Annotated in this window: 11 protein-coding genes and 1 pseudogene; all 12 read left to right on the top strand. The window is 47.2% G+C overall.

The annotated features are described in order from the left end of the window. The first annotated feature begins 39 nt into the window (after nt 1-39). The 12 genes and pseudogenes from E4T81_RS02700 (at nt 40) to E4T81_RS02755 (ending at nt 21,904) form a co-directional block, all read left to right on the top strand. Complete coding sequence (locus tag E4T81_RS02700) at nt 40-2,373, top strand: outer membrane beta-barrel protein (RefSeq protein ID WP_135041147.1); 2,334 nt, start codon at nt 40-42, stop codon at nt 2,371-2,373. A gap of 172 nt (nt 2,374-2,545) precedes the next feature. Further along, a complete protein-coding gene (locus tag E4T81_RS02705; protein WP_135041148.1) occupies nt 2,546-4,741 on the top strand; it encodes a peptidase domain-containing ABC transporter in 2,196 nt (731 codons plus the stop codon). Between the two features lie 498 nt (nt 4,742-5,239). Beyond that, entirely contained in the window at nt 5,240-7,504 is a 2,265-nt protein-coding gene (gene pnp, locus E4T81_RS02710) for a polyribonucleotide nucleotidyltransferase (protein ID WP_135041149.1), read from the top strand. A 175-nt stretch (nt 7,505-7,679) separates the two neighbouring features. Then, the gene (locus E4T81_RS02715) at nt 7,680-9,695 is read left to right on the top strand and encodes a fibronectin type III domain-containing protein (protein ID WP_135041150.1); all 2,016 of its coding nucleotides are present in this window, start codon (nt 7,680-7,682) and stop codon (nt 9,693-9,695) included. Nucleotides 9,696-9,758: 63 nt separating this feature from the next. Then, on the top strand, nt 9,759-13,100 hold the full coding sequence (locus E4T81_RS02720) for a hypothetical protein (protein ID WP_135041151.1): 3,342 nt from the start codon (nt 9,759-9,761) through the stop codon (nt 13,098-13,100). A gap of 212 nt (nt 13,101-13,312) precedes the next feature. Next, nucleotides 13,313-14,115 (top strand): annotated as a pseudogene (locus E4T81_RS02725) (KilA-N domain-containing protein). A gap of 267 nt (nt 14,116-14,382) precedes the next feature. Beyond that, a complete protein-coding gene (locus E4T81_RS02730) occupies nt 14,383-15,186 on the top strand; it encodes a KilA-N domain-containing protein (protein ID WP_135041152.1) in 804 nt (267 codons plus the stop codon). Between the two features lie 274 nt (nt 15,187-15,460). Beyond that, nucleotides 15,461-16,276, top strand: a complete 816-nt coding sequence (locus tag E4T81_RS02735; protein WP_135041153.1) for a KilA-N domain-containing protein — start codon at nt 15,461-15,463, stop codon at nt 16,274-16,276. 215 nt (nt 16,277-16,491) lie between these two features. Continuing rightward, a complete protein-coding gene (locus E4T81_RS02740) occupies nt 16,492-17,367 on the top strand; it encodes a DUF3298 and DUF4163 domain-containing protein (protein ID WP_135041154.1) in 876 nt (291 codons plus the stop codon). 31 nt (nt 17,368-17,398) lie between these two features. Next, nucleotides 17,399-18,091: a response regulator transcription factor gene (locus tag E4T81_RS02745; protein WP_135041155.1), complete on the top strand. Its 693-nt coding sequence runs from the start codon at nt 17,399-17,401 to the stop codon at nt 18,089-18,091. Then, nucleotides 18,066-19,535, top strand: a complete 1,470-nt coding sequence (locus E4T81_RS02750; RefSeq protein ID WP_135041156.1) for a cell wall metabolism sensor histidine kinase WalK — start codon at nt 18,066-18,068, stop codon at nt 19,533-19,535. Before E4T81_RS02745 ends, E4T81_RS02750 begins: the two co-directional genes overlap by 26 nt. A gap of 86 nt (nt 19,536-19,621) precedes the next feature. Then, nucleotides 19,622-21,904 carry an inorganic phosphate transporter gene (locus E4T81_RS02755; RefSeq protein WP_135041157.1) on the top strand — a complete coding sequence of 761 codons (2,283 nt, stop codon included), beginning with the start codon at nt 19,622-19,624 and terminating at the stop codon, nt 21,902-21,904. Nucleotides 21,905-21,978: the final 74 nt, after the last annotated feature.

A 21,978-nucleotide genomic window follows, 5' to 3' on the forward strand; every position in this document is an offset into this window, starting at 1 on the left:
CAAGTTCTTAAACAATAGAATTATAAAATCAATAGGATTATGAAAAATTTGCTATGTTGCACTATTTGTTTGTTAACAGGATTCTGCGCCATGACGGCGCGGAATCTTTCGGGGCGTATAATCACTGCCGACAGCGGTCAACCGCTCGCTTTTGCCAATGTGGTGACGCTGAGTGTCGCTGACTCATCGCTCATAGCCGGAAGCGTGTCGGATGAAAACGGATTATTTAAAATCATGATACCCGACGATGAGAAAAAAGAGATGTTTCTGCGCGTCACCTATGTAGGCTACAACAATGTAGAAAAGCGCTTAGACGCGTCCGCCGAAATGGGCGACATAGCCATGACCCCATCAAGCAACGAGCTTGGCGAAGTGACCGTGACCGCCCCGAAACCGTCGACCAAGCTTACCGGCACAGGACTTGTCACCAATGTGGCAAACACTACCCTCAGCAGCATAGGGTCGGCAAAAGACCTGCTCCGCTTCATCCCTCTGCTTGTCAATGTAGGCGACGACTGGACGGTATTGACCAAGGGCACTCCGATATTTTATATCAACGGCAGAAAAATGCGTAATAAAAACGAGCTTGAGACATTGCGCTCCACCGACATTGTAAGCGTAGAGGTAATAACAGACCCCGGAGCGCAATATCCGCCCGAGACCTCTGCAATTGTAAAAATCAAGACGCGCCGTCCTCATGGCGAGGGATTGAGCGGCATGCTCTCCGCCAATGGCGGACATGCCGACAACGCGTTATTCATAGGAAACGCCAACCTGAATTTCCGGCATAAACAGTTAGACATATTTGTCAACAGCCACTACAATATATATACAAGCCGCCAGGAAATCAGCTCCCTCTCCAATCTACTCACTGACCCGGCTGTCGAGCTAAGTCAATACACAAAAAATAATATCAAAAACAGCGGCTTGTATGTCAACACCGGAGCGAGCTACACGATAAATGAAAACAGCTCTTTCGGAGCAAGCTACAGCATCTCAGGCAACCTGAAAAGAGAAGCGACATCAACCGGATGGCAAGACGTCACTATCGCGGGCATAAACGATGAAAATATAATCACTGAAAATTTTTCCAAAAAAAAGTTTTCCCCCTATCAGACAGTCAACGCTTATTATATCGGCAGAATAGGCAAAACTACGGTCAACCTTGATGCCGACTACATAAATTACGACCAGAAATCAAACCAAATCATTAAGGAGACATCGCAGACTCTGGCTTCGGAAGTGACATCAACCGACAAAAACATCACTGACATGGTATCGGCAAAACTTACCATTGAAAACACCCTATGGGGCGGCAAAGTGGAATATGGCGCGGAATATGTTTTCGCCGACAGCCGCTCGACCTATCAGGAGACCAACGCCGGCACTACCGATTACAACTCGCGGATGGTGGAATATAACCTCTCACCGTATATCGAGTATTCACGCAGATTTCCTTTCGGATATATCATCGCCGGGCTGAGATATGGACACACCGGTCAGACAGAATATAGAAACGGCATAAAAAGGGATAGCCGGAGCTATTACAACCTCTATCCTGCGCTGACGTGGTCTAAAGAGTTCGGGCAAGTACAGATGCAGCTTAATTACCGGTCATATTCAAACCATGCCCCGCTTTCCGAATATAGCGACGAGATTCATTATGTCAACCGGTTTCAGCGAAATGCCGGCAACCCGTTTCTAAAGGAAGCCGACATTCACACTCTGTCGTTAATGGGCATGTGGAAATTTCTGATAATAGGAGCCCGCTATATAAATATTAAAGGAAGTCTGGTGGAACAATCATATATCGAGCCCGACAATCCCTTGGTAGAAATCATGAAAACCGTCAACGCAACAGAACGGGATCAGACCCTGTCGGCAAGCGTTACGGCACAACCTCAGTTTGGATGCTATAGCCCCTCCCTTACTTTTTCTTTCTCAAAGCCATGGTATTCAATGCAGCAAGATGATCAAAGACTTTCATTCGGCAAGCCGGCTTTCGGTATATATTTTTTCAATTCGATAAATCTGCCGAAAGACTGGATGATAATATTGCAGATGCAATACCAAAGCAAGGGAGATGACGCGGCATCGCGGATGTTGCGTGATTCTTTTGATGTCACAGGCGTCATCTACAAGTGGTTATTTAACCGTAGACTACAGCTGTCGCTTATCGCCAATGACATATTTCACACATCGAAACGCGGAATTTTGACCTATTATGGAGCAAGTACGCGCACGTCATGGATAACCTCCGATTCACGCTCGGTATGGCTTGGAGTGACCTATACATTCAACGCCACCAACAGCAAATACCGCGGCAATACCTCTAAGGGAAAAAATGAAAACCTCATCAAGGGGAGCATGTAAACCTGAAACAGGTTCATTGCCCCGGCGTGACATACAGCAACAATCAATCACTTAATAATGAAAATTCTAATCAGCTTGTTTGCTTGACCTTATGGAGATGTGTCAGGGTGGATGAGCTATCAAAGTCCTGACACCTCTTCATATATTTTTTCACCTGACTATTTCTAATAAAATGTTTTCCGGATTTCCATTTGTAGCACAACATGACTCTATGCAATGCGGTCTTGCCTGCCTGGCAATGATATGCCGACATTACGGCAGATACCAAAGCCTGTCGGGACTCGCTCATCTGTGTCACGCCACGAAAGAAGGCGTATCGATGCTTGGAATCTCGGAAGCGGCAGAAAATCTCGGTTTCATGGTTCGCGCCGGAAAAATCTCGGTTTCCGACCTCTGCCATTCACCACTACCGGCTATACTTCATTGGAATCAGAATCATTTTGTGGTCTTGTACAAGGTCACACGCAAAGGAAAATACTATATAGCCGACCCCGGAAAAGGATTAGTCAAATATTCTGCTGAAGAATTTCTGTCACACTGGGCACCCCTTCAACCCGACGGCAACCCGACGGGAATAGCAATGTTTCTGAAGCCCGACTCTGCCTTTTTTACAGGAGAGCAGGGTAAAAAAGGGAGAGAGTCACGCTCTCTGAAATTTCTTGCCGGATATGTAATTAAACATAAGAAATACTTTTTCCATATCATTGCAGGAATGGCTTTGGGCTGCATACTACAGCTTATCATGCCATTTATGACCCAAGGGATTGTTGACCTCGGAATAAAGCATAAAGACATAGGACTCATATGGCTTATACTTCTTGGTGAAGTAATGATAATAGCAGGAAGCACAGTCACCGACTTCATAAGAAGATGGCTATTGCTTCACATCTCGATGAGAATAAACATCTCGCTTGTAAGCGACTTTCTGATAAAGCTGCTGAAACTGCCTATGGCTTACTTTGATACAAAACTTATCGGCGACATCATGCAGCGTATAGGCGACCATGAACGAGTGGAAAGCTTTCTTACATCGCAGCTCCTGTCGATATTGTTTACGATGATAAGCTTTTTAGTATTCGGGGTTGTATTACTTATATATGACCACACTATATTTATAGTATTTCTACTTGGCAGCATTGCTTACGGGTCATGGATGGCAGCCTTCCTAAAGCGAAGAAAAATACTTGATTACGAAATCTTTGAATGTGAAGCAATCAACAGAGACAAGACCTATAACTTTCTTTCGGCAATACAGGAAGTAAAGCTACAGGACTGCAAGCAACGCAGACGTTGGGAATGGGAAGATATACAAGCCGACTTGTTTACCATCAGAATGAAATCGCTGAAGCTGCAACAGACCCAAGAAGCAGGGAGCATATTTATAAACGAGATTAAAAATGTAGTGATTACGGTGCTTGCAGCCACAGCGGTAATAAACGGTGACATGACTCTCGGAGGCATGCTTGCGATACAATATATAATCGGACAGCTCAATTCTCCGGTCGAACAGCTGATGGGATTTATTTACTCCATACAAGATGTAAAAATATCATTGGAGCGCATTAATGAGATACACGATGAACGCAACGAAAGCGAAAGGACAGGAGGCATAAAAGATTTCAGCGAGGGAAAAAGCATAACTTTCACCGGAGTTGAATTTAAGTATGACCCCCACTCACCGAAACCGACACTTAAAGACATCTCAATCAACATTCCGGCAGGCAAGATAACCGCCATTGTCGGTGCCTCCGGATCGGGCAAGACCACGTTGATAAAATTAATGCTTGGATATTACGACGTAAAGGAAGGAAATCTGTCAATAGCAGGGCGTGACATAAACGACTATGACCTTGAATGGCTAAGACGTCACTACGGAGTCGTGATGCAGGATGGAGTGATATTTTCAGAAACAATCAGACGGAATATTGCGGTTGACGACGGAGATGTCGACAATGACCGGCTCATAATGGCAGCCCGCATTGCAAATATACATGACTATGTAGAATCGTTGCCCCTACAATATGAAACAAAAATAGGAGCTGACGGAACAGGACTTAGCCAGGGGCAGAAACAAAGGATATTGATAGCCCGTGCAGTATACAAAAATCCTGATTTTATATTTCTTGATGAAGCGACTAACGCGCTTGATGCAAAAAACGAAAGAGAAATAGTAGAGAATCTTTCGCAATTTTACCAAGGGCGCACTGTTGTCATCGTGGCTCACCGCTTGTCAACAGTAAAAAATGCAGATAAAATCATCGTTCTTGACAATGGGAAGGTAGCCGAAAGCGGAAACCACCATTCACTGACCGAAAAGAAAGGCATATATTACAACCTTGTGAAAAACCAACTTGAACTTGGCAACTGAAATGGCTGACAACAATATTGAAAATATGGATTTGCGCTCAGAAAAAATAAAGCGTCTACTATGTGAAATACCGCAAAGACCATTGTGGATAGGAACTTTCGTTATTGTCACTATTCTTTTGATTATTATTTTATCCCTGATATTCTTACCATACCCGTATTCTGACGGAGAAACCATTATCATGCACATCTTACGACAACATTAGGCAAGCTCTGCACCTGACAGGCAGCTTGTCGCTTTTGCACCCTATAATCAAGCAGCGGGTATCATTTGGCCTCAGAGGGGGTATTTAACATCATTTACGGGGTTGTCACGCGATGCTAAATTCATGGCAGTTATCCGTGGCTATCAACACATTACGTAATCGCAGCATAGGATTTAGCAGTCGCCGGGCAGATAAAATAAATAAGTTACACATATATTTATAGGAAATATGCACAAAATTGCCTATCTTTGTGCGATTTTTTGTACAAGAAAAATAACTGACTAACACTTTTTATGGCAAAACCAATTAAAAAAACCATCGAGCTCGGTGACGGACGTACGATCACCCTTGAGACGGGCAAGCTCGCCAAGCAAGCCGATGGAGCGGTAGAACTGCGCATGGGCAACACAATGCTCCTCGCGACAGTAGTGTCAGCCAAGGAGGCTGGCGAAGGGGTCGACTTCATGCCCCTGCAGGTAGAATACAAAGAGAAGTTTTCATCCAACGGTCGCTTTCCCGGCGGCTTCTTGAAACGCGAGGGCCGCGCTTCGGATTATGAAATCCTTACCGCACGTCTTGTTGACCGTGTGCTCCGCCCTCTTTTCCCGGACAATTATCACGCCGACACATTTGTAAACATCATCATGTTCTCAGCCGACGGCGAGGACATGCCCGACGCTCTTGCCGGACTTGCAGCATCGGCTGCACTCGCAGTGAGCGACATCCCCTTCAACGGACCTATCTCTGAAGTGCGCGTAGCCCGCGTCAACGGAGAGTTTGTAATCGACCCGACATTTGAACAGCTGAAGAGCGCCGACATGGAGCTTATGGTAGGCGCTACCTACGACAATATCATGATGGTCGAGGGCGAGATGAGCGAAGTGTCGGAAGCCGACCTGCTTGCCGCGCTCAAAGCAGCCCACGATGCCATCAAGGTGCAGTGTGTAGCCCAGATGGAGCTTGCCAAAGAGGCGGGCGCCACTGTAAAGCGCGAATACTGCCACGAGGTCAACGACGAGGATCTGCGCAAGGATGTCCATGACAAGTGCTATGACAAGGCTTATGCCATAGCAAAGGCAGGATGTGCCGACAAGCACTGGCGCCAGGACTCTTTTGACGCCATCTGCGACGAATATATCGAATCACTCCCTGAAGAAGAACGCGACGAGAAGGCTCCTCTTGTAAAGCGCTACTACCACGATGTAGAGCGTGAGGCTGTGCGCCGTTGCATCCTTGACGAGGGCATCCGTCTTGACGGACGTAAGACAACCGACATACGCCCCATCTGGATTGAGACCGACTATGTTCCGGGTCCTCACGGATCGGCTGTGTTCACCCGTGGAGAGACTCAGGCTCTCGCCACCGTAACCCTCGGCACCAAGCTTGACGAGAAGATACTTGACGACGTGCTTAACCAGGGCAAGGAGCGCTTCCTGCTTCACTATAACTTCCCCCCGTTCTCAACAGGCGAGGCAAAACCTCAGCGTGGCGTAGGCCGCCGCGAGGTAGGTCACGGCAACCTTGCCCACAGAGCGCTGAAGGGCATGTTCCCCGACGGATTCCCCTACGTATGCCGCATCGTGAGCGACATCCTTGAATCAAACGGCTCTTCTTCAATGGCTACCGTATGTGCCGGCACACTTGCGCTTCTTGACGCAGGCGTGAAGATGAAAAAGCCCGTCAGCGGTATCGCCATGGGTCTTATCACCGACACTGACGGAGCGAAATATGCAGTGCTTTCCGACATCCTCGGCGATGAGGACCACCTCGGCGACATGGACTTCAAGGTGACAGGAACCCGCGACGGTATCACCGCCACCCAGATGGACATCAAGGTTGACGGTCTTTCTTACGAAATCCTTGAGAAGGCTCTTCTTCAGGCTCGCGAGGGCAGAATGCACATTCTTGACAAAATCGAGGAGGCAATCCCCGCTCCGCGTGAAGACTACAAGCCTAACGTGCCGCGTATTGTCACCATGACTATACCTAAGGAACTTATCGGAGCCGTGATAGGCCCGGGCGGAAAGATAATCCAGGGCATCCAGGAAGCAAGCGGCGCTACTGTGTCAATCGACGAGATAGACAACGAAGGCTATATCGAGATTGCAGCTACCAACAAGACTTCAATGGACAAGGCTCTCGAGATGATCAACGCTATCGTAGAGCTACCTGAAGAGGGCAAGGTCTACACCGGAAAAGTGCGTTCAATCCTTGATTTCGGTGCATTTGTTGAGTTCATGCCTAATCGCGACGGTCTGCTCCACATTTCGGAGATAAGCTGGGACCGTCTCGAAAACATGGAGGCTGCCGGACTTAAAGAAGGCGACACCGTAGAGGTGAAGCTCATCGAAATCGACAAGAAGACCGGTAAATACCGTCTCTCGATGCGCGCGCTTCTCCCCAAGCCCGAAGGATGGGTTGAGCCGCAACGCGCACCCCGCGGTGACCGCGGCCCGCGCAACGACCGTCCGCGCCGCGATGGCGACCGCAACCGCAATGACCGCGGACCCCGCCGTGACGGCGACCGTGGACCGCGTCGCGACCGCAATGAAGATTAATCATTTGCCATAAATAATGACAAGGCATCCTCGACGAGGGTGCCTTGTTTTTTTATAATTCCGCCTGCCTGATTGTCATTTTGTCAGTTTTATTCACTTTTTATAGCCAAAATTTCATTAATCCAACTATAAATTGCTATATTTGCGCATAAACCATCATTATTAAGTAATTTTTATGAACAGAATTCTACTATTATCCACAGCCGTGGCATGCTGCTGGCAGGTAGCGACTGCACAAAGCGCAATACCGGCAGAGCCGACGACCTTCACAGGTAAATTCGAGCTTGTTGAAAATGTACCGGTAATCAACTTTGAGCTTACAGCTCCAACAGAAACACAAGATTTCTTAGACCCACAACCTCTGACTGAAAATATCGCGAAAATCAAAGTCACCCGCTCCTGCTATGAACAGAAAGAATATGACGAGCCGGTTGCTGAGTTTACCGATGTAGAGCCGGGAACGGTGCTTACTTTTTCTGACGATGATTTTGAAACGGGTTACAGCTATTCTTACACCGCAAAATCGTATAACAGCGCAGAAGCGGCAAGCTATGGCAAGTATCTGACTATTTTTGCCGGCATACGCCCCGAGAAACCTGAATTTGTCTCCATAACCACAGGTGAAAAAGGAAGTTCACCGGTTAAGTTTACAGTAAAAGCTCCGACTAAAGAAGAGTCGGGAGATGAACTCTCTGTGCCCCTGACCGCACTCACTCTCACGCAATATGTAAGCTATAATCAGGAAGACAAACTCAAGACAATCGAGAATCCCGAACCAGGCAAAGAATATACCTTCTCTCTCGACTTTGAGGACGGCTCACAAGTGTCGCTTCGCCTGTATGCTTCGACAGCCTATGGCACAGGCAGCTACGCAACCGCCAGCCTCTTTGTAGGAAATGACGTGCCGGGAATGCCGACCGAGCTTACCGCTACCGTTAAGGGCACCGGTGTAGAACTTACATGGGCCGCGCCCACCGCCGGTTTAAAAGGAGGATATATCGATGAGAGCGCAACGCTGTACAAAGTAGAACGCGTCACTACCAACGACCGCACCGAGATAGCAAGAGAGCTTACCGAATGTACTTATACCGATAACTGCGACGACATCACAGCTCCCACCGAACTCACATATATCGTGACCGCCTACAATGCACAAGGCGACGGAGGATACGCGCAATACCGCCCTACCCTCGTAGTAGGACCCGCAATACAATTGCCTTTCGTTGAAAACTTCAACAAAGTGATTTCCGGCTCATGGAATGATTCCTATGTTCCTGAAAATCTCTGGTCGACGGAAACATCGGAAGATTTTGGCGGCACAAACTGGACTTACAACGCCAATACTTACCTGCTTCAGGATTTCACCGGTGTACACGGTGATCTTGATGCCGAAATTTTAGACGGTTTCGCCTCTTGCTCCCACAAGTACAATTCACCCGGCGATTACGACGCGCTCGTGTCATCAAAAATAAACATCTCCGACGCTAAATGCCCTGTGCTTACATTCCATTATGCGGCAATCGCCGACATGTCCAACCGTCTCTCAGTCAGATTCCGCGCCGGTGACGAGGAGACAGAGATTGCCGACCTCGGCATAAGCGAGGAAGCGTCGCTGGAAAAAGAAGCTGCATGGGTAAAGAAGGTTGTAGCCCTCGAAAGCACATCGGAGGAGGAAATCAATCTTGTATTCCGTGCTTATATCCCGGAAAACCTGGAATCGGAAAACCTTGGACAGCACAACGTGTATATCGACGGAATCTACCTTGACGACTATCCTCCTGTAGAGACAGTGACCGTGGAAAACGAGACCACAGGCATCACCATCACATGGGAAGCGCCGTCAAACAGCACCGTGACAGCCGACGCCTATGATGTGGTGGTAAACGGTAAGGATGCTGTAAGAGTGACCGAGCCAAAGTTTGAAATCACTCCCGAGCCTGACACCGACTATATTGTGACAATCCTCGCCCACTACGGAGAAATCGCGTCAATAAATTCGGAAGAAATCAAGTTTAGCAGCAAGCTGTCGTCAATCCTCTCCATCAGCGCTGACGGAGCCGCATTTGTAGAATATTTCGACGTAAACGGTAGAAAAGTCACAGCTCCCGAAGAGGGAATGTTGCTTATCAAGCACTCGACATTGACAAGTGGCGAGCGCAAGGCAGAAAAAGTGATATACAAAAACCGCTAACCTTATTACCGACCGGCAACAGGCTGATTCAAGAGCCTGTTCCGGTCTTTTTTATTACTTTATATGACTAAAAAGCTATTATCGGCACTATGTCCTGCATTAATCTGTGCAGGCACAATCAGCTCTCATGAAACAGTGCAGTTTTCTACTGAGAGATCAGGAAAAATAATTACAGGGACGCCGGCAACAATATTTTCCGGTGAAAAGTCAATACTGCACAACTACATCGAGCCCGAAACCTCCGGAATGAACAAGGTGGGAGCCACCGGCTCCACCATTTACGGCTATCAGTCTTATGCCGACATTGACGGTTTCACAGGCGGCATGTATGAGATTGAGCCCGACGGAACCATGACAAGACTGTGGGATTATGAATACTCGACCATAGGCGCCTCGATTAACAACGGATGGCTGCGCAACGGGCTCCTTTGCGGACTTGGAGTGTACACATTGGGCTCCGACGACCTCATAGGCGATTATGCCTACCATGAATTTAATATATCAACCGGTAAAATGGTCACGATGAGGCGCATCGAGGTCTACGATGAGTATCTGCCCTATTTCTATACGGCAGCTTATGTACCCGACGATGACCGTATATATGGATTTGGCAGAATAGGTGACATCTCAGCTGACACCAGACACATATTCAAGTCGGCACCTGCCGACAAGCCGGAAGAAGCAGTCATGATTTCAGAAATAAAGCCAGGCGAACGCTGCTACTCGTTTTGCTGGCATCCGGTAGACAAATGCTTTTATGGCGTCAACACATGGGGCACGCTTGTAAAAATCGAACGTGACGGAACATACACGGAAATTTGCAAACTTCCGTTTGACAACCTCGCCAATTCGCCAAGCGCACTCATGTATAGCCCCTATGACGGGTATATTTTATGGAATCCTACTGTCAATGAGGCAAAATCAAGGCTGTATGCGCTTTATCCATCCGAAAAAAGAGTTGAAGAGCTATACACATTTGACGTAGACCGACAGTTTACATTCTTCACCACCTCCGATTTCAAGGCTGATGAAGCGTCGCCCGCAGCAGCTACTTATCTCGGCTGCAACTTTAAGGACGCTGACCACCACGGCACTCTCAGCTTCCGTCTTCCGTCAAAGACGCTTGGAGGAAATGACCTGTCAGGCAAACTGACCTATACGCTTTACATCAATGGAGCCAAGACAGAGTCAGGAAGTTCCGACGCCGGCAGCGAGATAACCGTAACAGTCGCCAATCTCAATGACGCATATTACACATTCCGTCTTGAGGCGGAATCAAATGGCAAAACCGGTGTGCCGTGTGTCGCTCACATATATGTAGGCAACGACACTCCGAAAAGCCCGGCAAATGTAACTCTTACCGAGAATGCAATTAGCTGGGAGGCTGTTACAGAAGGCATACATAACGGCTACCTCGACCTGTCAGCCATAGAATATAAGATCTACCTTAATGAAAAACTGATAGGCACCACCAAAACCACATCACTGGCCTACAACCTTGACAGCAACCAGGAGCTTGACACTTTCAGGGCTAAGGTCGTGGCGACATGCAACGGCATGGATTCGGAAGAAGGAATTTCCGATAAAGTGATTCTCGGACAACCGTTGTCTCTGCCTGTCCAAATTATACCTACAGAGAAGCAAGCGGAACTTTGCACATACATCAACCGCGATGGAAGCCCCGAATATGGCACATGGCGACTTTCCGACCAGTGGGGCGACCTTTGCTTTGCCTCAGGCTGGAGCTATGAACACCCCGACGACTGGTTAATCATGCCCGTCACCATGCTTCCCGATGCCGACAAAGTCTACTCTGTCACTATCTCTGCCGCACGCGGAGGCATGACAAGCTCTCATGAATATTTTGAGGTATGGGCAGGAAATGCACCTGATCCGGAAGCGATGACAATACCGGTCATCGAGAAGACCCGTGCAAGAAAGTTCAACGAATGGGTCGACTATTCGGGCATATTTGCCATCCCCGAAGCCGGGACATATTACATCGCCGTACATGGCGTGTCAGACCCCGACCAGAAAGACCTTATCGTCAAAAACATACGTATTCAAGCGACCGATTTCAGCATCAATTCGCCCGAAGCGGTAAGCTCGCTAAAGGTGGTGTCATCAAGTGATGCCGACCTTACAGCGACAATAAGCATGACCCTCCCGACGAAATATATCAGCGGAGCCGACATCGAAAGCGACAAAATAATCACCGTCAAGGCTACCGGAGCAAGCGAAGTGTCGACTCAGGGCAAAGCCGGTGAGTCAATCACGATAACCGTGCCTACCGCACAAGGCGACAACTATATCTCTGTCGTGGCAGAAATCGATGGTGCGACAGGTCGCACAAATGAGGTTTCGGTATTTACCGGAATGGACATGCTGAGCTGGGTCGAAAATCTCAGCTCCCGGATTAGCGAAGACAACATGAGCGTGGAACTAAAGTGGTCGGCACCCAAAGAGTCACTAAACGGAGGCTATTTCGAGACCACAGGCATTCATTATCTCATAGGTGAAGTTGAACCGGACGGTTCATTTATCTACGAGCCGTTCCGCACCGAAATGGATGTCACTGAACACACGGTAGTGTTCCCCAAGGGCACTCCACAGAAATTCACCCGCATAGCAGTCGTAGCAGAAAACGCGGCAGGTGCATCAAAGGCAGTGTACTTCGTAAGCGAGATTGTCGGAACACCCTACTCTCTTCCCATTCTTGACCGTTTTGACAATCTACAGCCTCAATATCAGCCCATGAGTGCCAGCGCCCCAACATCAGAGTACAGCAACGGAGCATGGTCAATCGGACAGCCTGAACTTGTTCATCCCGATTTCACCGGCAATCAGTCCACATTTGCCATTATTGGCTACACTGATGAGCCGTCAGCCAAAGTAAGGATGCGTCTGCCCAAAGTATCTACAAGCAGCCTTACAGAAGCATATGCCACATTTGAAGTGTGGACAGGCCACCACTGTGCCGACCCGATTGACATCTATGCTATCACATACGGCATGAGCAGCCCCGAAAAGATTGCTTCCCTGCCCCTTGGCAACGGATGGCAGTTCATCACCGTGGCAATTCCGGAAAAGTATCTCAACCGCCCCTGGATGAATCTATACATTGACGGCAAGCTCAATTCATCGGAACACTATCTGATAATGTCAAGCTATTCTATCGACAAGTCGGCGGGCATGACGGACGTAGCTGAAGTGACAGGTTCAATAAATCCGCAAGATGGAAAAATCGTCATCTCAGGATTTGAAGGCGAAAGCTACACTATAGTGCGTGCCGACGGCATCGTGGCATCGTCAGGCATCTGTGACGGACTCACAGCCATAGCAGTAAACTCCGGCATATACATTGTAAAAGCAGGATCACATACCGTAAGAGTTATCGTGAAATAAGAACCTGCCACTGTTTCCCTCAAGAGGGTGTACCAAACGTCTTAATTTTGGTACACCCTCTTTTTCATATCCACACATCCGGGAGAGCCTCCTGTCACCCGTCTTAAAAAAAACATGCCAAAGCATCTATTTTCCAACTGTTGCCAAAACCGAAGCAAATGATTATATTTATGTTATAAAATTCTGATTTCAATAAAAATACAACTACTGACATGGCGAAACTGATAGTAAAAGATACAGAGGTCAATATCCTCAAAGTTAACGGCGAGGATTATATCTGCCTCACTGATATGCTACGGACTAAAGATGGAGATTTCTTCATCACTGACTGGCTGCGTAATCGTAATACCTTGGAGTTTATTGGAATCTGGGAGAAAGTGTATAACCCTGATTTTAATTATGGCGAATTCGCCATAATTAAAAATCAGTCCGGACTTAATAGTTTCAAGATAAGTGTAAGGAATTTGTAGCACGAACTAATGCCATATCAGTACAGGCAAAAGCCGGACGCTATGGAGGCACATATGCTCATAAGGACATTGCATTTGAGTTTGCGATGTGGATTAGCCCCGAGTTCAAGATTTACATCGTAAAGGAGTTTCAGCGGCTAAAGGAAGAGGAACAGAAACAGCTCGGTTGGTCGGCTAAGCGTGAGTTGTCCAGGATAAACTATCGAATCCACACAGATGCCATTAAGCACAATCTCATACCCGCCGAGATTACAAAGGCCCAGGCAAGTATCATATATGCCAATGAAGCCGATGTCCTGAATGTGGCTATGTTCGGCATGACGGCTAAACAGTGGCGTGACACCAATCCCGACCTCAAGGGTAATATCCGCGACTATGCATCAATCAATGAACTTATATGCCTCTCCAATATGGAAAACCTAAATGCCGTGTTTATTGAACAAGGGATGCCACAGCCGGAACGACTGATCAAGCTCAATCAGATTGCCATTCACCAGATGAGCGTACTTGAAAGCGGTGATAACAATAGAGAACTGTTGAAATAGCCCTTCAAACAGCAGCGTAAACACTCATTTACAAAAATTACACGATTCAATGCGTATAAGCAATGCCCGACGAATGGAAGCCCTACCTTGTTTAAAACATAACATGCCAAGGCATCTATTTTCCAGCTGTTGCCCAAACCGAAGCAAATGATTATATTTGTGTTATAAAAAACTAAACCCAATAGCTTGGCGACTCAGGTACAACCGGGAGTCAACATGGCAAAAGTAATACATTGAATTGACTCCAACAAATATCGAGACATCTATATGGCAAAAATAACCGTTCTCAACACCGACATAACCATTGTTCAGTACAATGAAGAGGATTACATCAGTCTGACCGACATGGCTCGAAGTCAGATGCAGGAGCATATCATCTTTCGTTGGCTAAGTCTCAAAAGCACGTTAGAGTATCTTGGAGAATGGGAGATGCTGTATAATCCGGATTTTAATTGTACCGAATTCGGTACAATTAAAAATGCTGCCGGCAGCAACAATTTTGTCCTTTCAGTGAAAACTTGGATAGAAAGGACTAATGCTATTGGTATCCGTTCAAAAGCAGGACGATACGGTGGTACTTATGCACATCGTGATATTGCATACCATTTTGGCATGTGGATTGCGCCTAAGTTCCAGTTGCTTTTAGTTAAGGAATATCAGAGACTTAAATCAGAGGAACAGAAACAGCTCGGTTGGTCGGCCAAGCGTGAGTTGTCCAGGATAAACTATCGAATCCACACAGATGCCATTAAGCACAATCTTATACCCGCCGAGATTACAAAGGCCCAGGCAAGTATCATATATGCCAATGAAGCCGATGTCCTGAATGTGGCTATGTTCGGCATGACGGCAAAGCAGTGGCGAGACGCCAATCCCGACCTCAAGGGTAATATCCGCGACTATGCATCAATCAATGAACTTATATGCCTCTCCAATATGGAAAATCTAAATGCCGTGTTTATTGAACAAAGGATGCCACAGCCGGAACGACTGATCAAGCTCAATCAGATTGCCATTCACCAGATGAGCGTACTTGAAAGCGGTGATAACAATAGAGAACTGTTGAAATAGCCCTTCAAACAGCAGCGTAAACACTCTTTTACAAACATTACACGATTCAATGCGTATAAGCAATGCCCGACGAGTGGAAGCCCTACCTTGTTTAAAACATATAAAAAACATGCCAAGGCATCTATTTTCCAGCCGTTGCCCAAACCGAAGCAAATGATTATATTTGTGTTATAAAAAACTAAACCCAATAGCTTGGCTACTCAGGAGCAACCGGGAGTCAACATGGCAAAGTGTTGTGCTTTTTTATTCATTCTTAAAACATCAAATTCCGTTTATGGCCAAGATTATCGTTCAAAACACAGATATAACAGTTCTCGGAGTTGAGGGACAGGACTATATCTCCCTCACTGACATGGCGTCAGCAAAAGACGGAGACAGCAGAGCCGCCGATGTGATAAAGAACTGGATAAGGACACGATATACAATTGAGTTCCTTGGGACATGGGAGATTATTCATAATCCTAATTTCAAAGTGGTCGAATTTGACCACTTTAGAATGAGTGCCGGATTGCCATCGTTTGTGCTTAGTGCATCAGAGTGGGTTGAAAAGACCAATGCAATAGGAATAATTGTAAAAAAAGGTCGCTATGGTGGCACATATGCCCACAAGGATATTGCTTTTGAATTCGGTTCAGCAATAAGCGTTCCCTTTAAACTATATCTGATTGAAGAGTTTCAGAGACTTAAATCAGAGGAACAGAAACAGCTCGGTTGGTCGGTTAAGCGTGAGTTGTCCAGGATAAACTATCGAATCCACACAGATGCCATTAAGCACAATCTCATACCCGCGGAGATTACAAAGGCTCAGGCAAGTATCATATATGCCAATGAAGCCGATGTCCTGAACGTGGCTATGTTCGGCATGACGGCAAAACAGTGGCGTGACGCCAATCCCGACCTCAAGGGCAATATCCGCGACTATGCATCAATCAATGAACTTATATGCCTCTCCAATATGGAAAATCTAAATGCCGTGTTTATTGAACAAGGGATGCCACAGCCGGAACGACTGATTAAGCTCAATCAGATTGCCATTCACCAGATGAGCGTACTTGAAAGCGGTGATAACAATAGAGAACTGTTGAAATAGCCCTTCAAACAGCAGCGTAAACACTCATTTACAAATAATTGCATAGTACAATATGTATAAGCAATGCCCGGACGAGTGAAAACCAGCCCGCGTGTAAAAGCTGACAAGTCCAAACAAACAGCATGACAAAATATGTTATATATATGAAAGCCACCGCTTTGTGATAGTATCAACAAATTATAGTATCTTTGCGGCGGTAATTAAACGATTTGGATATGTCACAACTGAATAGTACACGAGCCTTTGCGGCTGCAATCATAGGATTAGCCACGCTGTCGGCATGCAGCAATGCCCACACGGCAAAAAGCGTAGACACAGATGAAACCTCAGAGTCATTCATGACCGATTCGATTCACGTCAACGACACTCTGGTAATGGGGGGATGTAATGCAACTGCAAAAATCTCGGGCCTGTATCCCACCGGCGACGATTGCCTGTCAGACAGTGTAAGAAAATGGATTGCTGACCGGCTGAGATATGGATTAAGTGAGACAGGCACACCGTTGTTTGAACTCCACGACGGGGTATATGACAACGGCGACAGCCTTATCAGACTGGAGTGTGACTTGCTGCTTGCCGACGCACGACAGGATTTTTCATCATTTATCGCCGACAGCATATCGGTCTCTTATGAATATGACTTCCGCTTCAGCCCTGCATACACCACCGACAGCATCCTGACCTACTCGTTTGGCTCATATGTATATCTCGGGGGCGCACATGGAGGGGCAACCGGCTGCGGACAGACATTTGCAAGAAGCACGGGCGACATGCTCGACAGTGGCAACATGTTTCTCCCCGACTCCCTGCCCGCCCTGCTATCTATGGTTAAAAGCGGATTGTGGAACCAGTATTTCAAGGATGACATTGACGGCTCCGACATGACCCTGCGTGATGTGTTGCTTATCAATCCCGACACCCTCCACCTGCCGGCATTTCCACCCGTATATCTTCAGGAAGGCATCAACTTCACATACCAGCAATATGAAATAGCATGTTATGCCGCAGGCATGCCTTCGTGTACAATAAGCTATGACTCAATAAGACCGTTACTAACCCCAAAGGCCGCGGCGCTTATCCCGAAACCCTGAGCAACAGCAGCCAATCCATATACCGACAGCCATGAACGCCTGTATACTTGTCATTGAAGATGATGAAACCCTGTGTGAGGCATTGCGCTTCAACCTTGAGGCAGAGGGATATGACGTTGATGTAGCCCACAGTGCCGAAGAGGCGCTGACGCTCGATCTGTCATCCTACAGCCTCTTTCTGCTTGACATCATGATGGGTGAAATCTCCGGCATTCAGCTTGCAGGCATCATAAGGTCAAATCCCGCCACACGCTCCATTCCACTCATCTTCTGTACGGCAAAAGACACTGAAGACGACATGATAAAGGGATTTGAAATCGGTGCCGACGACTATATCGCCAAACCCTACACTCTGCGAAATGTGCTCGCGCGCGTAAAAGCCGTATTACGCCGCTCCGAGGGGCATGCCGGAAAACAAACCCGTGGCTCGGCTGAAATAGTCTATAAGGGACTGAAAATCGATTCCGATAGAAAGATTTGCACCGTCGACGGGCAGGATATAAAACTGCCCAAAAAAGAATTTGAGATACTCATGAAACTAATGTCGGACAGGGGGCGCATATTTTCGCGCGAAGAACTACTGCGGGATATATGGTCGGGAGAAGTCATCGTGCTCGACCGCGTAGTGGATGTCAACATCACGCGCATAAGGCAGAAAATCGGAAACTATGCAAAAAACATAATCTCACGCTCCGGATATGGCTACGGATTTGTCGAAGACTAAACTATCTTATCACCGACGCCTTTTTATATGGCTTGCCGGCTACTCCATCCTGCTTGTGGGTTGTGTTGTGATATTTCAGTATCACCGCGAAAAAGAGTTCAAAGCCGACAATATAAACACTCAACTGCAAATCATAAACAACTATCTGCTCAACGAGATTGAAAAAGGGATGCAAGTTGGAGATATTGACCTCAACGACTTTCATTCATTCAAAGACATGCGCATAAGCATTATTGACGAGAGGGGCAATGTGGAATATGACAACTCTCTCGACATGATTCCCGGCACCAACCATCTTGACCGTAAAGAGATTTCGGAAGCTATGCGTTTCGGCTCGGGATATATGGTGCGCCGACACAGCGAAAGCACCGGTCAAACCTACTTTTATTCCGCGACAAAAGGCGCCGATGGCTCAATAGTGCGCACAGCCGTCCCTTATACAGTCTCACTTAGCGGACTGCTACGCGCCGATTATGGCTTTCTGTGGTTTATGGGAGGCATTACTTTTATAATGTGTGTAATCGGATATTTCGCCACGCGACGTCTTGGACAGAATATCTCCCGACTTAGCACATTTGCACGGAAAGCGGAAAACGGAGAGCGTATCTCTGACACGGAGCCGTTTCCCCACGATGAACTGGGCGAAATCTCAAGCAACATCGTTAAAATGTATTCTCGCTTGCAAAAAGCGTTATGGGAACGTGACCGCGAACACTCGGCTGCCCTCCACCAGCAGAAAGAGAAAGAGCGCATAAAAAAACAGCTCACCAACAATATCAACCACGAGCTGAAGACACCTGTCTCCGCAATACAGGTGTGTCTTGAGACATTGAAAGAGCATGACGACCTGCCTCCCGAAAAACGCATGGAATTTATTGACAGGTGTCTCGTGAACTCCGGGCGTCTGAGAAAACTCCTTGCCGACGTGTCGCTAATCACACGCATTGAAGACGGAAGCACCTCAATCGAGATGTCGACGGTAAATCTTGCCGACATCATAGCCGAGGTCACGGAAGAGACAAGGACGACGGCCCAATCAAAAGGCTTTATCATCGACAACAAGGTAAGCGTCCCGCTACTGATTGACGGCAACCGAGGAATGCTCGAATCAATATTTCACAACCTAATTGAAAACGCTGTCTCCTACAGCGGAGGCAGCAAAATCACCATCAACTGCCGAATCGACAACAGCCGCATAACTGTCATAGTAGCCGACGACGGCAAAGGAGTAGATGAAGAGCATCTGCCACGGCTCTTTGAGCGCTTTTATCGCGTGGACAAAGGGAGGTCGCGTGCGGCAGGAGGGACAGGGCTCGGACTGTCGATAGCCAAAAACGCAGTCCTGCTCCACCGGGGGACGATAAAGGTAGAAAACAGGCGCACCGGCGGCCTCATCTTCACCATGACATTTCCCACCTCAAAAAAGCAGTCAACCGGAGGTTAATAATAGCTTAAATTTTTTGAAACATTTTTGAAATGTTTTCTGTGTTATTTTGTTTTAGCAATAAAACTCAATAATAATTTGAATATATGGACATAATGTTTCTATGCGTTATCGTATTCCTGTTTTTGCTTGCCATATTTGACTTGTCGATAGGAGTAAGCAACGATGCGGTAAATTTTCTTAATTCGGCAGTAGGCACCAAGGCTGCATCTTTCAAGCGCATACTTATTGTAGCGTCAATCGGTGTGTTTATCGGCGCAGCAATGAGCAATGGAATGATGGACATTGCCCGACACGGAATATTCCGCCCTGAACACTTCTCTTTCTACGACCTGATCTGCATATTCATGGCAGTAATGGTCACGGATATAATATTGATTGACGTGTTCAATTCATTAGGCATGCCTACATCGACCACTGTCTCGATGGTATTTGAACTGCTGGGCGCAACATTTGTCGTGGCCCTCATAAAGATTGCCGGAGGCAGCGACATGGGCTTCAATGAACTGCTCAATACCGAAAAAGCCTTGTCGGTAATCTTAGGTATATTCCTGTCGGTGGCTATCGCATTTTTTTTCGGCACTGTCGTCCAGTTCCTTTCAAGAGTAATCTTCTCATTTAACTACAAGAGCAATCTTAAATGGAAAATCGGCATATTCGGAGGTGTATGTGCCACAGCCATAATCTACTTCATGCTAATAAAAGGAGTCAAAGACCTCTCCTTCATGACTCCGGAAGTGAAAGCCTGGGTCAACCAATATACAGGGATGATTCTTATAGGGTGCATGGTATTTTTCACTTTGCTCATGCAGCTGCTCCACGCATTGAAGGTAAATGTGCTTAAAGTGATTGTAATGATGGGAACATTTTCCCTTGCCGTAGCGTTTGCGGGAAATGACCTGGTCAACTTTATCGGCGTACCGCTGAGCGGACTGTCGGCCTACCAGGATTATGCCGCCAATGGAGCCGGCGACTCGACGGGCTACCTGATGCAATCGCTTAATTCCCCGTCAGACACTCCGCTATATTTCCTGATAGGCGCCGGATTGATAATGGTCGTATCGCTTGCCACGTCAAAAAAGGCGCGCAATGTCTCAAAAACCGAAATCGGACTCAGCAGCCAGCAGGTAGGCGACGAGATGTTTGGCTCATCGCGCATAGCACGCCGACTTGTAAGATGGTCGCTTAATATAATCGAATGGTTCCGCCGTATTACTCCTGTCAGGGTTAGAAAATGGTTCAACACCCGCTTTAACACTGACGAGACAATAATGGAACAAGGTGCCGCATTTGACCTTATACGCGGCTCTGTAAATCTTGTGCTTGCCGGAACACTCATAGCCCTCGGAACGTCGCTCAAACTCCCTCTTTCGACGACATTCGTGACATTCATGGTCGCAATGGGTACATCGCTTGCCGACAGGGCATGGAGCAGGGAAAGTGCCGTATTCCGAATCACCGGAGTCATCTCGGTAATAGGAGGATGGTTTCTTACTGCCGGCGCAGCGTTCATCGGCGCAGGAATCATCGTTACAGCAATGCATTTCGGAGGACAATGGGTGATGTTTGCACTCGGAGTGTTGACGATAGTGCTTATAATAAGAAGCAACCGCCGCTTCCGCAAGCGCAATAAGGAAGAAAATGGCGATGCAATGTTCAGCGCCATCCTGTCGACCGACGACCAAAAGGAGGCATGGAACATGCTGCTTGTCTACATCTTTGACCAACAGCACAAATTTCTCACCTACGCCAATGAATCATATCAGGCTATAACAAAGGCTTTCATCTCTGAAAACTCCAAGGTGTTAAGCAAGGCTGAAGCAAGCCTTATACAGCGGAAAAATATCCTGAAAAATGCACGCAGGAAAGAGACGCTCTGCCTGCGTCATGTCGACCGTAAGACGGCTATCGAGAAAAGCACGTGGTTTCACCTGAGCAATAATTGCTGTATGGGTATTCTGTACAATCTAAGAGGCATAACGGAAGTGAGCAAAGAGCATGTCGAAAATAATTTCCTTCCCTTGCCGCAGCAATACAAAGAGGATTACGAATTAATCCGCACACGCGTAAGCACTCTGTTCAATGACACCCTCGACCTTATGGAGACAGGTGCTGAAGAAACGGTGCCGGTACTGCGACGTCACTGCGATGAGATAAAAGACACAATCTCCGACACCTATCACCGACTTCATGACCAGCTGAGGGAAGGCGACACAGCCTCGATGACTGTAGTATATGTTTACCTCAACATGCTTCAGGAAACCCAGGAAATGGTATCGTCAATCAGGAAGTATCTGCGTGCCATTGCCAAGCTGCGTGACAGCGATTTCCGCTCTCGCCAGACAAGCCGTCAGCCGTCGATGAGCTGACAGTAAAAATGTGCTGACAAGACACTTACAAAGCTTTGATTACTAACAACGGGGACGAGCATAGACTCGTCCCC

The sequence above is a fragment of the Barnesiella sp. WM24 genome, from assembly GCF_004570975.1.
Lineage (GTDB): Bacteria > Bacteroidota > Bacteroidia > Bacteroidales > Muribaculaceae > Muribaculum.

Bases quoted from the DNA above. Each gene is read 5' to 3' on its own strand.
- E4T81_RS02700 (WP_135041147.1), top strand. From the start codon at position 40: ATGAAAAATTTGCTATGTTGCACTATTTGTTTGTTAACAGGATTCTGC.
- E4T81_RS02705 (WP_135041148.1), top strand. From the start codon at position 2,546: ATGTTTTCCGGATTTCCATTTGTAGCACAACATGACTCTATGCAATGC.
- pnp (WP_135041149.1), top strand. From the start codon at position 5,240: ATGGCAAAACCAATTAAAAAAACCATCGAGCTCGGTGACGGACGTACG.
- E4T81_RS02715 (WP_135041150.1), top strand. From the start codon at position 7,680: ATGAACAGAATTCTACTATTATCCACAGCCGTGGCATGCTGCTGGCAG.
- E4T81_RS02720 (WP_135041151.1), top strand. From the start codon at position 9,759: ATGACTAAAAAGCTATTATCGGCACTATGTCCTGCATTAATCTGTGCA.
- E4T81_RS02730 (WP_135041152.1), top strand. From the start codon at position 14,383: ATGGCAAAAATAACCGTTCTCAACACCGACATAACCATTGTTCAGTAC.
- E4T81_RS02735 (WP_135041153.1), top strand. From the start codon at position 15,461: ATGGCCAAGATTATCGTTCAAAACACAGATATAACAGTTCTCGGAGTT.
- E4T81_RS02740 (WP_135041154.1), top strand. From the start codon at position 16,492: ATGTCACAACTGAATAGTACACGAGCCTTTGCGGCTGCAATCATAGGA.
- E4T81_RS02745 (WP_135041155.1), top strand. From the start codon at position 17,399: ATGAACGCCTGTATACTTGTCATTGAAGATGATGAAACCCTGTGTGAG.
- E4T81_RS02750 (WP_135041156.1), top strand. From the start codon at position 18,066: ATGGCTACGGATTTGTCGAAGACTAAACTATCTTATCACCGACGCCTT.
- E4T81_RS02755 (WP_135041157.1), top strand. From the start codon at position 19,622: ATGGACATAATGTTTCTATGCGTTATCGTATTCCTGTTTTTGCTTGCC.